This is a genomic window from Methylobacterium indicum (genome assembly GCF_017347565.1).
Taxonomy (GTDB): Bacteria; Pseudomonadota; Alphaproteobacteria; order Rhizobiales; family Beijerinckiaceae; genus Methylobacterium; species Methylobacterium indicum.
Genome location: NZ_AP024145.1, coordinates 3,542,641 through 3,558,008 on the forward strand (window position 1 = coordinate 3,542,641; position 15,368 = coordinate 3,558,008).

A 15,368-nucleotide genomic window follows, 5' to 3' on the forward strand; every position below is an offset into this window, starting at 1 on the left:
CGTGGAGGAGGATCGAAGCGTGGGGACGGAACCGCCGGCCCGCCGGTCAAACCCTCACGGCACGGCGCCGAGGCACCAGGCCAGGATGCCCTTCTGGGCGTGGAGCCGGTTCTCCGCCTCGTCGAACACCACCGATTGCGGCCCGTCGATCACCTCGGCGGTGACCTCCTCGCCGCGATGGGCCGGCAGGCAGTGCATGAACACCGCGTCCTTGGCCGCCGCCGCCATCAGCCGGCCGTTGACCTGGTAGGGCATCAGCAGGTTGTGGCGGTGCGCCTCGTCCTCGTCGCCCATCGAGACCCAGCAATCGGTCACGACGCAATCGGCCCCCGCCACCGCCTCGAACGGGTCGGCGGTGATGTTGAGCGTCGCGCCCTCGGCCTTGGCGCGGGCGATCAGGCTCTCGGGCACCGGCATCTCGGGCGGGCAGGCGACGTTGAGCGTGAAGTCGAAGCGCGCCGCGGCGTGGGCCCAGGAGGCCAGCACGTTGTTGGCATCGCCCGACCAGGCGACGGTGCGGCCCTTGATCGAGCCGCGATGCTCCTCGAAGGTCAGCACGTCGGCCATGATCTGGCAGGGGTGCGAGTCCTTCGTCAGGCCGTTGATCACCGGCACGGTGGCGTACTCGGCGAGTTCCAGCATCATGCCGTGGTCGAGGATGCGGATCATGATCGCGTCGATGTAGCGCGACAGGACCCGGGCGGTGTCGGCGACGGTCTCGCCGCGGCCGATCTGCATCTCCCGGCCGGTGAGCATCAGGGTCTCGCCGCCGAGTTCCCGCATCGCCACGTCGAACGAGACGCGGGTGCGGGTCGACGGCTTGTCGAACACCATCGCCAGGAACTTGCCGGCGAGCGGCCGCTCCGCCGGCGGCTCGCCCTTGCGGCGGCGCCGCTTCAGGTCGGCGCAGGCATCGAGGACCGTCCGCAGCTCGGAGCTTGAGAAGTCGGTCAGGTCGAGGAAGTGCCGGGGGGCCGGCGCGATCTTCACGGGCGCGTTCATCACTCTGCGGCCCTCCGGCCCCTCGTTTCCATTGCGGCGCAGGCCGCTTCCAGCTTGTCGAGTGCCGCGGCCACCTCGCCCTCGCCGATGATCAGCGGGGGCAGGAGGCGCACGACGTTGTCGCCGGCCGGGATCACCAGCAGGTGCTCGTCCCGGGCGGCGGCGGCGAATTCGGTGTTGGGCACCACGAGGCGCAGGCCCATCATCAGGCCCTCGCCGCGGATCTCGTCGACGATGTCCGGGTGGCGGTCCTTGAGGGCGGCGAGCCGCTGCTTGAGGAGCAGGCCGGTCTGGCGCACCTGCTCGAGGAAGCCGGGGGCGAGCACGATGTCGAGCACGGCGTTGCCCACCGCCATGGCGAGGGGGTTGCCGCCGAAGGTGGTGCCGTGGCTGCCCACCACCATGCCGCGGGCCGCCTCGCGGGTGGCGAGGCAGGCGCCCATCGGGAAGCCGCCGCCGATGCCCTTGGCCGAGGACAGGATGTCGGGCGTGACGCCCGACCACTCGTGGGCGAAGAGCTTGCCGGTGCGGCCGATGCCGGTCTGGACCTCGTCCATGATGAGCAGGAGGCCGTGCTCGTCGCAGAGCGCCCGCAGGGTGCGCAGCCACTCGTGCGAGACCACCCGCAGGCCGCCCTCGCCCTGGATCGGCTCGATCATCAGGGCGGCGGTCTCGGGCGTGATCGCGGCCTTCAGGGCCTCCAGGTCGCCGAACGGCACCTGGTCGAAACCGTCCACCTTCGGGCCGAAGCCGTCGATGTACTTCTGCTGGCCGCCGGCCGCGATGGTGGCGAGCGTCCGGCCGTGGAACGCACCCTCGAAGGTGACGATCCGGTAGCGCTCCGGATGGCCGCCGGCGGCGTGGTACTTGCGGGCCATCTTGATGCAGGCCTCGTTGGCCTCGGCACCGGAATTGGCGAAGAACACCACGTCGGCGAAGCTCGCCTCGACGAGGCGCTGGGCCAGCCGCTCGGCCTCGGGCACCTCGAACAGGTTCGAGACGTGCCAGACCTTCTGGGCCTGCTCGGTCAGCGCGGCGACGAGGTGCGGGTGGCCGTGGCCGACCGAGTTGACCGCGATGCCGGCGCCGAAATCGAGGTATCGCGAGCCGTCTCGGGCGATGAGCCAAGCGCCCTCACCGCGCTCGAAGGACACCTTGGCCCGGGCGTAGGTCGGCAGCAGCGAGGAGGTCACGATCTCGTCTCCGTCGCGGTCGAGTGAGTCGGTCGACCGGAAAACAAAGCGCCGCCTCGAAGGGCGGCGCGCGCGGATACTATGGAACGAGCGCGCCCTGTCAACGCCGGCCGTGAAGATGACGCCGAGATGACGGCGAGAGGAGCCCCGCCCGGGGTTGCGGCCGGACTTCCTTCGGGGCACAGACCGGGGAGCGGCCGGGCTCGGCCGCGCCGCGGCGGGACCGCCGCGGGATGACGGACCGGCTGATCGCTCCGGCGGGCGGCACGCCCCGGACGGGCCTGGTGGGAGACCTGACAGATGAGCGCGACCCTCGACCGCCTGAAGGAGCTCGGCTTCACCCTGCCGCCGGCCGCGGCCCCGGTGGCGAACTATGTCGGCTTCCAGCGCAGCGGCAACCTGGTGATCATCTCGGGCCAGCTGCCCTTCGGCGCCGACGGCCAGATCGACCCGGCCCACAAGGGCAAGGTCGGCGCCGCGGTCTCGCCCGAGGCGGCGGCGGAGGCCGCGCGTCACTGCGCCCTCAACATCCTGGCGCAGCTGCGGGCGGCGGCCGGCAACCTCGACGACGCGGTGGTGTCCTGCCTGCGGCTCGGCGGCTTCATCAACGCGGCGCCGGGCTTCTCGGCGGTGGCGGGCGTGATGAACGGCGCCTCCGACCTGATGGTGCAGGTGCTGGGCGAGCGCGGCCGCCACGCCCGCTCGACGATCGGCGTGGCCGAATTGCCCCTCGACGCGGTGGTCGAGGTCGAAGGCCTGTTCGAGGTCCGGTGATCCGAGGTTCCCTGATACCATGACAGACCGCCTCGCCCCCGGCTGGCTGACCGCCCGCCCGATCGCCCATCGCGGCCTGCACGACCGTGCCGCCGGCATCCCCGAGAACACGATCGCGGCCGCCGAGGCCGCGATCGCGGGCGGCTACGCGATCGAGTGCGACGTCCAGCTCAGCCGGGACGGCGAGGCGATGGTGTTTCACGATGCCGGCCTCGGCCGGCTCACCGGGACCGAGGGCGTGGTGCGCGAGCGCGACGCCGCCGATCTCGGGCGATTGACGGTGCTCGGCAGCGCCGAGCGCGTGCCCACCCTGCCGGAATTCCTGGACAAGATCGCCGGCCGCACGCCGCTGATCGTCGAGGTGAAGACCCGGCACGACGGCGACCTCGCGCTCGCCCGCCGGACCGCCGAGATCGTGGCCGCCTATGACGGTCCGGTCGCGGTGAAGTCGTTCGATCCGGTGATCGTCGGGGCGCTCGCCGACCTGATCCCCGGCATCCCGCGCGGCATCGTGGCCGAGAGCCGGCACGACGACCCGTCCTACGCCACTCTCACCGAGGCGCAGCGGCACGGGCTCGGCCAGTTGCTGCATGTTGCGGAGAGCCGGCCGGACTTCCTGTCCTGGCGCGTCGACGACCTGCCGAACGCCGCCACCCATCTCTGCCGCCTGCTCGGGCGGATGCCGGTGATGACCTGGACCGTCCGCACCGACGCGCAGGTGCGCCTCGCCCAGGCGCATGCCGACCAGATGGTGTTCGAGGGCTTCCGTCCCTGATCAGGGCTTCGCCGGGAGAGCGCTCACGGCCTGGCCGGAAGCTGGAACCAGGCGAACCGGGGCATCAGGCCGGCGAGCGCCGCCGAGGGGCACTCGGCACTGAGCGCATCGGCCACCGCGTCGGCCTCCTCCATCGCGAGGCCGACCTGCAGCACGTCGTCGATCACCGCGATGGCGCCGGAGCGCACGTCGTAGACGGTCCAGCCGTCGCGGTCGCGGCGGATGTCGTAGCGGGTGGCGTGGATCGACATGGCAATCGACATGGGTGAACGTCCCGGCTGGTGAGGGATGCGTAGTCCGGTGAGGGCATGGGTCGATGTGCCGGCGCGCACGCGACGCGGCGCGGCGGATGGGCCGTTCGGCAAGACGGCCTCTGGCGGGGCGGGAGGCCCAACCCTCTCCCCTCCGCGCGGGAGGGTCCAGGGGGCAGCGCCCTCCGACGCTCCGTCACCCCCGCCCGATCGGACCGGCCCGCACGTAGCCGCGGGAGATCAGCCGGTCGCGCTGGCGCGTCCTCCGCTCGGCCTCGCCGAGATCGGCGAGCGCGTCGGCGATCGCCCGGCGGAGCGCCAGGCCGGCATCCCCTCCGGCCGCCGTCAGGTAGGCGACCGCGATCGTCTCGACGCCCGGCCCCCGGCCGTCGCGTCGCTCCGCCGGGTCGTGGTTCATGACGCCGTTCATGGCTTCAGGCTCACCGCTGCACGAGGCCGGCGCCGCCGACTCACGTTAGAACATAACGTGAACAAGCCACGGCGAGGCCAGTCCGGTCAAGCTGCCTTCGCGCATCCGGCGGCCGATGTGGATAGCGGGGAGAGCGGGGCTCAGGGCTTCGGCGTCGCCGCCGGATCGCCGGCCCGGATCGGGGCCTCGACGTAGCGCCCCGTCTCGGGCACCGCCACCGACGCGAAGTCGCGGGCGAGGTCGTGCAGGGCCTGCCGCAGGCCCGGACCGCGCAGGGGCCGGCCGTGGCCGGTCAGCGCCAGCTCGGGTTCGAGCTGCGCCAGCGTCGCGACCGAGCGTCCGGCGGCATCCCAGTCGACCGTGAGGTAGCGCGGCGGCCCGTGCATCTCGGGCGCTTGCGTCGCGACGGCGTAGACCGATTCCTGCGCCGTCGCCACGAAGGCGTCGCCGGCGACCAGCGTCCGGTCGGCGGCGCGCCAGAACGAGACGTGACCGGGGGAATGACCGGGCGTGTGAATCCAGCGCCAGCCCGGCAGCGGCGGCACGCTCCCATCCTCCGGCAGGAGGCGCAGGCGGGCGCCGACATCGACAGGCCTTGTGGGAAAAAGCGGCGAGAGACGGGCGACGAGCCCGCCGCCGACGCTCGGATCCGGCGCCGGATAGGCGGCGCTGCCGTCGAGGTAGGGCCGCTCGAGCGGATGCGCCCAGACCGGCGCATCCCAGGCCTCGGCCAGATCCTCGAGCGCGCCGACGTGATCGAAATGGCCGTGGGTGAGGACGATCGCCGCCGGGCGCGCACCCTGGCCGAAGCGGGCGGCGGCCGCCGCCTCGATCGCGGACCGCGATCCCATGATCCCGGCATCGACCAGCACCCAGCCCCGGTCCCCGGCCCCGGGCGGGCCGAGATAGGCGACGTTGACGAGGACGTGCCGCTGGTAGGCGAGGTCCGCGCGCAGCGCGTGCGTGCCGTCCGGGCCGGCGGGCACGTCGTCGACCGAATCGGGGCCGATCGGGATCTGCTGGGTCATGCCGGGACCTCGCGGGGAATGCCCGATCAATGCTCCCAAGGAGTATCAGTTCCCGGTCGCGGGCCCGGGCGATGCCGCCGTCGTGACGTTTCTGCAACGACGGCTCGGAAATATACGAATGCGAAACATCCGTGGCCCCAATCGGGCTTTTTCGCGGCTACGCTCGCATCCAGCGCTCACGGGCGCCGTTCCCGAAGAAGAAGGCTGCAAAGCCCACGCCCAGATCGAGGCAATTTGATGCAAGTTCAGACACAGTCGAGACGCAAGACGATGGCTGCGCGCGGCCTGATCTCGCTCCTCTGCTCGACGATCTCTTACGCAGCGTTGGCGCAGTCGTCCGGCACCCAGGATCCGGGCCGCCTCGGCGACGCGGCGAGCTGGCGCACGCCGGAATATCTCGGCGATTGGGGCCTGACCTCGATGCGGGCCGACCAGGCCTATGCCAGCGGCATCACCGGGCGGGGCGTCGTGGTCGGCTCGGTCGATTCCGGCTTCCTCGCCACCCATCCGGAATTCGCCGGACAGGTGACCCCGCTCACCGTCCAGGGCACCTACCTCTCGAACGGCTACCGCTACGAGACCGCCGCGGGCGTGCGCAGCGACCCGTTCACGGCGGGCAGCGCCTTCTCGGTGCCGGGCACCTGGATCCGCGGCGTCAACGACGACCACGGTACCCATGTCGACGGCACCATCGTGGCGCGCCGCGACGGCACCGGCATGCACGGCGTCGCCTTCGGGGCGACCCTGCTCGCCACCAACACCAACGCCACCGATTCCTCGATCTACGGCGCCAACCAGGACTACGCCTACTTCAAGGCTGCCTACGGCAACCTGGCGGCGGCCGGCGCGCGGGCGATCAACTCGTCCTGGGGCAGCCCGCCGCCCTCCGAGAACTACAACACCCTCGCGGGGGTCGCGGCCGGCTACGCCAAGTTCCAGGGCCGCCTCGACTGGCTCGACGCGGTGGCCGAGACCACCCGGCAATACGGCACGGTCATGGTCTTCGCCGCCGGCAATGCCGGGGTGAACAACCCGACGGTGCGCGCCGCCCTGCCCTATTTCGAGCCCGACCTCGAATCGCGCTGGATCGCGGCGTCCGGCCTGACCATCGACGACGGCACGGCGTTCAACCGCTGCGGGCTCGCCAAGTACTGGTGCATCGCCGCGCCCGGCCGCGGGATCCTGAGCACCGTCACCTCGACCACGGGCGTGGCGGGTTACGGCACCAAGAGCGGCACCTCGATGTCGGCGCCCCACGTCACCGGCGCGCTGGCGCTGGTGATGGAGCGCTACCCCTACATGACCAACGAGCAGGCGCGCGACGTGCTGCTCACCACCGCGACCCATCTCGGCAGCGGCCCGGCCAACGTGCCGAACGAGACCTTCGGCTGGGGCAAGATCGACCTCGGCCGCGCCATGAACGGCCCGGGCCAGTTCCTCGGCCGCTTCACCGCCACCCTGACGGGCGGCACGGTCGACATCTGGTCGAACGATATCTCGGACGCCGCGCTGCGCCAGCGCCAGGTCGAGGACGGCGCCGAGCACGCGACCTGGCTGCAGGTGAAGGCCGCCCGCGGCTGGAGCGCCGGCCTGCCGGCGGGCGCGACCGCCGACCAGCAGATCGAGTACACCTGGCGCGAGGCGCGCGATCAGGCCTTCCTGAACCGCACCTACCAGGGCGGGCTGACCAAGGCCGGGGACGGCGCGCTGATCCTGACCGGCTTCAACACCTATGCCGGCAGCACGGAGGTGAATGGCGGCCTGCTGGCGGTCGACGGCTGGGTGAGATCGGTCACCAATGTGAATGCGGGCGGTACGCTCGGCGGCGGGGGCTTCCTTGGCGACGTCAACGTCCGGTCCGGAGGTACGCTCTCTCCCGGGATCGGCGGCATCGATCGTCTCACGGTGTTCGGCGACCTCAGCTTCGCCCGAGGCTCGCGGTACGCCGTCGAGGTCGCATCGGGCCGCAGCGACCGGGTCGGCGTCGCCGGCACGGCACGGATCGAGGGCGGCACCGTGACGGTCGCATCCGAAGGGTCCAACAGCATCACGCCCGGTGCCCTGCGGAGCCTGCTCGGGCAGCGCACCACCATCCTGCAGACGACGGACGGCGTCGTCGGTCGGTTCGACGCCGTGACGCCGGGCTACACCTTCATCGGGGCGAACCTCGATTACGCCACCGACAGCGTCGGGCTCACGCTGGCGCGCAACGCCACCACCTTCGCGTCCATCGGCGCCACCCGCAACCAGGCGGCGACCGGCGGGGCGATCGAAGCGCTCGGCGCCGGCAACGCCCTCTACGAGACGGTGCTGGTCAACGCCGATCCGGCGGCGGCGCGCTCCGCCTTCGCGTCCCTGTCGGGCGAGGTCCATGCCAGCGCCGTGACGGCGCAGTTCGAGACCGCGTTCTTCGTCCGCGAGGCGATCCTCGACCGCCTGCGCCGGGGCGACGTCGCGGGCGCGCCGGTCTTCGGAGGTCGTCTCTCGGCCCCCAGCCTGCCGGCGGCCTACTCGGCCGACCTGCCGGGCCGGGTGGCGCCGCCGGTCCAGATGCCGGCGCAACTCGCCGCGCCGCGGGCCTACGGCCTCTGGGGCCAGGGTTTCGGCGCCTTCGGCCGCACGCGGGGCGACGGCAACGCCGCCTCGCTGTCGCGCCAGATCAGCGGATTCGTGCTCGGTGCCGATACGGGGCTCGATCTCGGCGGGCTTCCCGGCGCCTGGCGGGTCGGCGTCGCGGGCGGCTACACCAACACCAGCCTCGACGTGACCGGGCGGGCCGCCTCGGGCGTCATCGAGAGCGGTTTCGGCGGCCTCTATGCCGGCACCACCCTCGGGCCGGTGGCCCTGCGCTTCGGCGGGGTGGCGGGCGGCAACAGCCTGTCGCTCCGGCGCAGCATCCTGGCCCCCGGCTTCAACCAGGGGCTGAGCGCCCGCACCGGCGGGATCACCGCCCAGGTCTTCGGCGAGGTCGGCTACCGGGTGGCGTTCGGGGCCGCCGTCATCGAGCCCTTCGTCGGCGCGGCGGCGATCCGCATCGGCCAGGACGCCTTCACCGAGCGCGGCGGGCCGGCGGCGCTCTCCGGCCTCGGCCGCGACAACGACCTCGCCGCCACGACCGTCGGCGTTCGCGGCTCGACCCGGATCTCGGCCGACCTGCCGGTCACCCTGACCGGCCTCGTCGGCTGGCGCCGGGCCTATGGCGACGTGGTGCCGAAGGCGCTCCTCGCCTTCGGGGCCGGCCAGACCGGCTTCCTGGTCGCGGGCGTGCCGATCAACCGCGACGCGGTGGTGGCGCAGGCCGGCCTCGACTGGGCCGTCTCCCCGGCGACGACGCTCGGCGTGTCCTATACCGGCCAGGCCGGCGAGCGGGCGCAGGACCACGCGGTGAAGGGCAACTTCACCTACCGGTTCTGAGGACCTGGAACGGACAAGGCCCGCCGCCTCGGATCGAGGCGGCGGGCCTTTCTCATGGGGACGGGGCCGATGGGGGCGGGGCCGCGCGTGTCAGCGCTTGCCCAGCATCTCCATCGGCGTGCGGTAGGTCTCCCGCGCCGTGAAGATCGACACCGCGGCGATCGCTGCCGTGGCGGTGACGAAGGCGGCGACCGGGACCCAGCCGGTCGGGCCGGCGCCGAGGAGCTCGGCGCTGATGGCCGGAGCGAAGCCGCCGAGGGCGAAGCCGATCTGGGTGCCGATCGCCATGCCCGACAGACGGACCTTGGTGCCGAACATCTCGCCGTAGAGCGACGGCCACACCCCGTTGGCGGCGCTGTAGACCACGCCCGAGAGCAGGATGCCGAAGGTGAAGATCAGCGGGATGTTGCCCTGGCTGATCGCCCACATGTAGGGCCAGATCAGCGCGGCGGAGCCGAGCGCGCCGAAGATGAAGACCGGGCGGCGGCCGATCCGGTCGGACAGGGCCGCGAAGGCCGGGATCGCGCCGAGCGCCACCACGTTGGCGAGGATCAGCACCGTCAGCATCGTCGGACGGTCGATCTTCATCGTGTTGACAGCGTAGGACAGGGTGAAGACGCTGAAGATCGTGCTCACCACCGAGACCAGCGCGGCGAAGATCACCCGCAGCACGTCCGCCCACTGGGTGCGGAACAGCACCGCCACCGGCAGGCCGGCCTTCTCGTGCTCCTGCTCCTTCTCGAAGACCGGGGTCTCCGGCAGGGTGCGGCGAACCCAGAACCCGACCGCGACCACGAGGGCGCTGAGGAAGAACGGGATGCGCCAGCCCCAGGACAGCATCTGCGCCTCGGGCATCGCCGAGACCGGCAGGAAGACCAGCGTCGCCAGGATCAGCCCGGCCTGGGTGCCGCTCAGGGTGAAGCTGGTGAAGAAGGCGCGCCGGTTGGCGGGCGCGTGTTCGAGGGTCATCGAGTTGGCGCCGGCCTGCTCGCCGGCGGCCGAGATGCCCTGGAGCAGGCGGGCGATCACCAGCAGGATCGGCGACAGGATGCCGGCCTGCCCGTAGGTCGGCAGGCAGCCGATCATGAAGGTCGAGAGGCCCATCAGCAGCAGCGTGAAGGTCAGCACCTTCTTGCGGCCGAAGCGGTCGCCGATATGGCCGAGCGCCACGGCACCGAGCGGCCGGGTGATGTAGGCGACGCCGAAGGTCGCGAACGAGGCGAACGCCGCCGCCTGCGGGTTGTCGGCCGAGAAGAACAGTTTTGGGAAGATCAAAGCCGCGGCGGTGCCGTAGATGAAGAAGTCGTAATATTCAACTGCGCTGCCGATCCAGCTCGCGAGCGCGGCCTTCTTCGGGGTCTTCACGGCTTCGGTCTCGGCGGTCGCAGCGGCGGCCGCCGGGTAGACGGAGGAGGTCATCGGGCGTTTCCTGTAGGAGGGAGGCGACGGGCCCGTTGGATCGGACCGCATTCTTCGGGGGATTGGGTGGCGGCGAGGGGCCGCCGACCGGGACCGGCTCAGGCCGTCCGGCCGAGCTCGGCGAAGTGGCGGAGCATCCGCTCCGGGTCCGGGGTCAGGCCGGTGATGAGGCGGAACGCCTCGACCGCCTGGAACACCGCCATGCCGCCGCCGTCGAGGGTGCGGCAGCCGATCCGGCGCGCCTCGCGCAGGAGCGCGGTCTCGAGCGGGAAGTAGACGATCTCGGAGACGAAGAGCCCGGGGTGCAGGTATTCGGCCGGCAGCGGCAGGCCCGGATACTTGTCCATGCCGGTCGGCGTGCAGTGGACGAGGCCGTCCGCCGCCGCGACCTCCGCCGCGAGATCGGTGCAGGCCCGCGCCCGGCCGGCGCCGAAGCGCTCGCAGAGCGAGGCGGCGACGCCCGCCGCGCGCGCCGGATCGATGTCGTTGAGAACGAGGTCCTTGACCCCGAGGGTCAGGAGCGCGTGGGCCACCGCCGCGCCCGCGCCGCCGGCGCCGAGCTGCACCACACGGTCGAGATTGACGTCCGGCAGGCCGCGCCGGAACGCCTCGGCGAAGCCCCACCAGTCGGTGTTGTGGCCGACGCGCTTGCCGTCGCGCAGCACCACCGTGTTGACCGCGCCGAGGGCCGCTGCGTCCGGCGACAGCGCATCGAGGTGGGCGAGCACCGCCTGCTTGCAGGGATGGGTGATGTTGAGGCCCGAAAACCCCATCCGCTCGGCGGCGGTGAGCAGCTCCGGCAGGGCGTCGGCACCGAGGCCGAGCTTTTCGAGGTCGATTGTCTGGTAGAGGAGGCGCAGGCCCTGCGCGTCGCCCTCGTGCTCGTGCATCGGAGGGGTGCGGGATGCCTGGATGCCGTTGCCGATCAAGCCGGCCAGGACGGATCTGGGGGATGCGCCCATGATGCGGGCTCCTCTCTCGAACGTTCCTCGGATGGCGCGATTGCGACGCGCTTGAATCCAAATGTACGAACCAGTACGTTCATGTCAAGCCGGGACGAACGGAGGCCGGCGGGCCGCCGCGCCGGGCTCGACGGAGCCGGCCCCGTTTGCCATGGAGGGCCGGAGAAGCGGACGGGAGAACGCGATGAGGAAGGCGATCGCCACGGTGTCGTTGAGCGGCACGCTGATCGAGAAGCTGGAGGCGATCGCGGCGGCGCGGTTCGACGGCGTCGAGATCTTCGAGAACGATCTTCTGTTCCACACCGGCGCCGCCCGCGACGTGCGCCGCTACGCCTCCGATCTCGGCCTCTCGATCGACCTGTTCCAGCCCTTTCGCGATTTCGAGGGCGTGTCGGACGAGCAGCTGAAGCGCAACCTCGACCGGGCCGAGCGCAAGTTCGACCTGATGGAGGAGCTCGGCGCGCCCCTGATCCTGGTCTGCTCCAACGTCGGCACGGACGTGTCCGACGACGATGCCCGGATGGCCGACCAGCTCTACCAGCTCGCCGAGCGGGCGGCGAAAAGAGGCCTCAAGATCGGCTTCGAGGCCCTGTCCTGGGGCACCAAGGTCCGCACCTTCGACCGGGCCTGGCGCATCGTCGAGCGGGCCAACCACCCGCATCTCGGCCTGATCCTCGACAGCTTCCACACGCTCGCGCTCCCCGACGACTGGTCGGGCATCGCGAATCTCCCGGGCCAGCGGGTGTTCTTCGTCCAGCTGGCGGATGCGCCGCGCATCGGCATGAACCCGCTGACCTTGAGCCGCCACTTCCGCTGCCTGCCCGGCCAGGGCGACCTCGACGTGCCGGGCTTCCTCCAGGCGGTGCTCGCCTGCGGCTATACCGGCACGATCTCGCTCGAAATCTTCAACGACGACATGCGGGCCGCGCCCCCGCGCCAGACCGCGGCCGACGGCCACCGCTCGCTGCTGTTCCTCGAGGAGCGGGTGCGCCGCACCGAGGAGGCGGCCTCCCAGGCGCCCTCCCCGGTCAAGCGGCCCCGGCGCCGGGTCGAGCTGTTCGATCCGCCGCTGCCGCCGGCCATCACCGGCCACCGCTTCATCGAGGTGGCGGTGGATGAGCGCTGCGAGGACGCGCTGGCGCGCCTCCTCGGCCAGCTCGGCTTCGCCCGGCTCGGCCGGCATCGCAGCAAGGCGGTGACGCTCTACGGCCAGGGCGAGATCCGCATCGTCCTCAACCGCGAGCCGGATTCCTTCGCCTCGTCCTACTTCCTGATGCACGGCCCCTCGGTCTGCGCCCAGGCCATCGCCACCGACGACGCGCTCGCGGCGTTGGGCCGGGCCGAATCCTACGGCGCCGCCCGGTTCGGCGGCCGGATCGGGCCGGACGAGAATTCCTTCCCGTCGATCCGCGCCCCCGACGGCAGCCTGATCATCCTCACCGATCCGCAGACCGGGGGCGAGTTCGAGCACGACTTCGTGATGGAGGACGCGCCCGAGCCGGCGGGCCTGCTGACCCGGGTCGATCACGTCGCCCAGGCCCTGCCCGAGGGCCAGCTCGATTCCTGGGTGCTGTTCTACCGCGCCGTGCTCGGTCTCGAGCCGGAGGACGTCGTGGTGCTGCCCGATCCCTACGGCCTCGTGCGCAGCAAGGCGATGTCGAACGCCGAGCGCACCATGCGGCTGCCGCTCAACATCTCGGAGAGCCGCAACACCGCCACCGCCCGCCTGGTATCGAGCTTCGCGGGCGCCGGCGTCCACCACATCGCGCTCGCCACCGACGACATCTTCGCGGCGGCCGAGCGCCTGAAGGCGGCCGGGGCGACGCTGCTGCCGATTCCGGCCAACTACTACGACGACGTGGCTGCCCGCTTCGGCCTCGACGATGCGACCATCGCGCGGATGCAGAGCTTGAGCATCCTCTACGACCGGGTCGGCGACGGCGAGTTCCTGCAATTCTACACGACGCCGTTCGAGGAGCGGTTCTACTTCGAGGTCGTGCAGCGCAAGGGCGGCTACGACCTCTACGGCGCGCCGAACGCGCCGGTGCGAATGGCGGCCTTGGCGGCGTTGCGGGGGCCGAACCTGTCGCAGGTGCTGCGGTAGGCGGGTCGGGGGCGGGCCTGTTCCGCCCCTCCCCTTTCCCGGACAACTGCAGCGAAGCGGAAGGAGATCCGGGAACCAGCACACGGACTCGCGAAGCGACCGCTCTCTGCAACGTTGCAGCCTACAGAGCCGCTTCGCGGCACTTGTCTCCTGGATCCCGGATCTCCTTCCGCTGACGCTTCAGTCGTCCGGGACAGGGCGCGGGTGACCGGCTCGATCGCGAGCCAGCAAAAAGCCCCCGGAAGCAGGGCTTCCGAGGGCTGTCCTTCAACCGACGTCGCGGTTTACTTCTTCTCGTCTGCCTTCGGCGCCGCGGCCGGCGCGGCCCCGACCCGCTCGATCTTGGCGCCCTCGCGCAGCTTGGTGATGATGTCCTGCTGGGTCTTGCGGGTGAGGTAGGCCTCGACCTGCTCCTTCATCTCGTCGAAGCTCGGCACCGGCTTGCTGCGCTTCTCCTCGACCTTGATGACGTGCCAGCCGAACTGGGTCTTGACCGGGTCGGAGATCTTGCCGGCTTCGATCTTGAACGCCGCGTCGGCGAAGGGCGCGACCATCCGCTCCCTGGTGAACCAGCCGAGATCGCCGCCCTCGGCCTTGGAGCCCGGGTCCTTCGAGGTCTCGGCCGCCACCTTGGCGAAGTCCTCGCCGGCCTTCAGGCGCGCGGCGATCTTCTTGGCCTCGGCCTCGTTGTCGACGAGGATGTGGCGGGCGTGGACCTCCTCCTCGGGCTTCATCGCCTTGACGGTCTCGTCGTAGAGCGCCCGCTCGGCCTGCGGCGTCACCGCCTTCTTGGCCTCGCGCTCGAGGTACTCGTCGAGGAGGAGCTTGTCGCGGAAATAGGCGAGCTTGCGGGCGAAGTCCGGGCTCTCGGCCACCTTGTCCTTCTCGGCGGCCTGGGCGCCGATCTTCAGGTCGACCATGTAGTCGACGAGGAGGTTGCGCTTCTGCGCCTCGTCGACGCCGGGCAGCGACAGGGCCGGGTCGTCGGCCGCCACCGCGAGGTCGCCGGCGGTGATGGTCGCGCCGTTGACCTTGGCCACGACGGTGTCGGGGGACTGGGCCGGGGCGGCGGCAGGGGCAGCAGCCGGAGCGGCTGCAGGCGCGGCGGCCGGCGCCTGAGCGAGTGCGGCGCCGGGCAGGAGGAGCCCGAGGGCGAGCGCGCCGTTGCGCCAGAAGGGAGGGTGGGTCGGCATGGCGTGATCCTTGGGGCCCGTGCGCGAGGTCGTTTTCAGACGGCGGACAGGTGGCAAAGATCGGTCGCCAAGACAAGCGGCGCACGGCGCCGCAGAGGCAGGCAGACGGCGCAGGCCGCCGCAGCGACAACGGACAGACGCGCCCCGCGGACCACGAGCGGTCCGCGGGGATGCGGGAGCGAGGCGTTCAGTAGCCGGTCGAGGCGACCTCGACCCGGTTGCCGCGGCGCGCGAAGGCGACGGAAGCGGCCGCGCCGTCCTGGGTGCCGGGCACCGAGAAGCTGACGACCTGGTCGGAGGCGAGCGTGGTGATCACCCGCAGCGGGGTGGCGGCGGTCGCGTCGGTCGGCGCCAGGGTGGCGACGACGCGCAGGCCGTCCTTCTCGACGGTGTAGTAAGCCGAGCCGCGCACCGGGCCGAGATCGAGGCTGTGCGACTGGCGCGGGGTCAGCTCGGAGGCACCCGCCGCGGTGGCGAGAACGAGACCGAGGGCGGAGAGAGCGATGAGGCGCATCGGTGGTCCAGGAGTTCTGTCCGGCGCGAGAAGCGCGTCCGGAAAGCCGGGATCTGCCGGGAGACGTCAATAAAGCATTCACCATTGTGCGACGCAATAGAAACATATTGCATTGCACAATGATGCGGGTGCATCGGCCCGCCTGCATTCATGCTCATCCTGCAGTGCGACCGCGCGTGCCGCCCATCGCGCCTTCCGACCTCCCGTGACCTGCGGGCCGCTCCGCCCTACCTGCCCCGTCGACCCGTCTCACATGGCCGCCCGCCCTCGCCGACCCGGATGGCTGGGCAGCCACTTGCTGGACTCGCC

At 71.5% G+C, this 15,368-nt stretch carries 13 protein-coding genes; 4 read left to right on the plus strand and 9 right to left on the minus strand.

The features are described from left to right. Nucleotides 1–54: 54 nt before the first annotated feature. Nucleotides 55–1,002, minus strand: coding sequence for an ornithine carbamoyltransferase (argF, locus tag miv_RS16625; RefSeq protein WP_048430242.1), 948 nt, complete (start codon nucleotides 1,000–1,002; stop codon nucleotides 55–57). Beyond that, the gene (locus miv_RS16630; protein ID WP_207177860.1) at nucleotides 1,002–2,195 is read right to left on the minus strand and encodes an aspartate aminotransferase family protein; all 1,194 of its coding nucleotides are present in this window, start codon (nucleotides 2,193–2,195) and stop codon (nucleotides 1,002–1,004) included. Before miv_RS16630 ends, argF begins: the two co-directional genes overlap by 1 nt. A gap of 300 nt (nucleotides 2,196–2,495) precedes the next feature. Between miv_RS16630 and miv_RS16635 the strand changes: the two genes are divergently transcribed. Together miv_RS16635 and miv_RS16640 are read left to right on the plus strand one after the other, a co-directional pair. After that, complete coding sequence (locus miv_RS16635) at nucleotides 2,496–2,969, plus strand: RidA family protein (RefSeq protein WP_048430240.1); 474 nt, start codon at nucleotides 2,496–2,498, stop codon at nucleotides 2,967–2,969. Nucleotides 2,970–2,988: 19 nt separating this feature from the next. Continuing rightward, nucleotides 2,989–3,744, plus strand: coding sequence for a glycerophosphodiester phosphodiesterase family protein (locus miv_RS16640; RefSeq protein WP_048430239.1), 756 nt, complete (start codon nucleotides 2,989–2,991; stop codon nucleotides 3,742–3,744). A gap of 23 nt (nucleotides 3,745–3,767) precedes the next feature. On the opposite strand, the gene miv_RS16645 is transcribed toward miv_RS16640, so the two are convergent. The 3 genes from miv_RS16645 to miv_RS16655 form a co-directional block, all read right to left on the minus strand. Beyond that, nucleotides 3,768–4,007 (minus strand): hypothetical protein, encoded by a 240-nt coding sequence (locus tag miv_RS16645; protein WP_048430238.1) that lies wholly within the window; start codon nucleotides 4,005–4,007, stop codon nucleotides 3,768–3,770. A gap of 184 nt (nucleotides 4,008–4,191) precedes the next feature. After that, the gene (locus miv_RS16650; RefSeq protein WP_244276589.1) at nucleotides 4,192–4,425 is read right to left on the minus strand and encodes a hypothetical protein; all 234 of its coding nucleotides are present in this window, start codon (nucleotides 4,423–4,425) and stop codon (nucleotides 4,192–4,194) included. 140 nt (nucleotides 4,426–4,565) lie between these two features. After that, entirely contained in the window at nucleotides 4,566–5,453 is an 888-nt protein-coding gene (locus tag miv_RS16655; protein ID WP_058619294.1) for an MBL fold metallo-hydrolase, read from the minus strand. A gap of 270 nt (nucleotides 5,454–5,723) precedes the next feature. On the opposite strand from miv_RS16655, the gene miv_RS16660 reads away from it, so the two are divergent. Next, nucleotides 5,724–8,867, plus strand: a complete 3,144-nt coding sequence (locus miv_RS16660) for an autotransporter serine protease (protein WP_207177861.1) — start codon at nucleotides 5,724–5,726, stop codon at nucleotides 8,865–8,867. Nucleotides 8,868–8,957: 90 nt separating this feature from the next. On the opposite strand, the gene miv_RS16665 is transcribed toward miv_RS16660, so the two are convergent. Both miv_RS16665 and miv_RS16670 read right to left on the minus strand, forming a co-directional pair. Continuing rightward, on the minus strand, nucleotides 8,958–10,286 hold the full coding sequence (locus miv_RS16665; RefSeq protein WP_207177862.1) for an MFS transporter: 1,329 nt from the start codon (nucleotides 10,284–10,286) through the stop codon (nucleotides 8,958–8,960). Nucleotides 10,287–10,384: 98 nt separating this feature from the next. Next, nucleotides 10,385–11,248, minus strand: coding sequence for a shikimate dehydrogenase (locus miv_RS16670; protein ID WP_207177863.1), 864 nt, complete (start codon nucleotides 11,246–11,248; stop codon nucleotides 10,385–10,387). Nucleotides 11,249–11,432: 184 nt separating this feature from the next. Here miv_RS16670 and miv_RS16675 point away from each other — a divergent pair, with 184 nt between their 5' ends. Continuing rightward, a complete protein-coding gene (locus miv_RS16675; RefSeq protein WP_058620521.1) occupies nucleotides 11,433–13,352 on the plus strand; it encodes a bifunctional sugar phosphate isomerase/epimerase/4-hydroxyphenylpyruvate dioxygenase family protein in 1,920 nt (639 codons plus the stop codon). 284 nt (nucleotides 13,353–13,636) lie between these two features. On the opposite strand, the gene miv_RS16680 is transcribed toward miv_RS16675, so the two are convergent. Together miv_RS16680 and miv_RS16685 are read right to left on the minus strand one after the other, a co-directional pair. Beyond that, complete coding sequence (locus tag miv_RS16680) at nucleotides 13,637–14,545, minus strand: peptidylprolyl isomerase (protein ID WP_207177864.1); 909 nt, start codon at nucleotides 14,543–14,545, stop codon at nucleotides 13,637–13,639. Nucleotides 14,546–14,732: 187 nt separating this feature from the next. Beyond that, nucleotides 14,733–15,059: a hypothetical protein gene (locus miv_RS16685; protein WP_048429779.1), complete on the minus strand. Its 327-nt coding sequence runs from the start codon at nucleotides 15,057–15,059 to the stop codon at nucleotides 14,733–14,735. Between the last annotated feature and the right edge of the window lie 309 nt (nucleotides 15,060–15,368).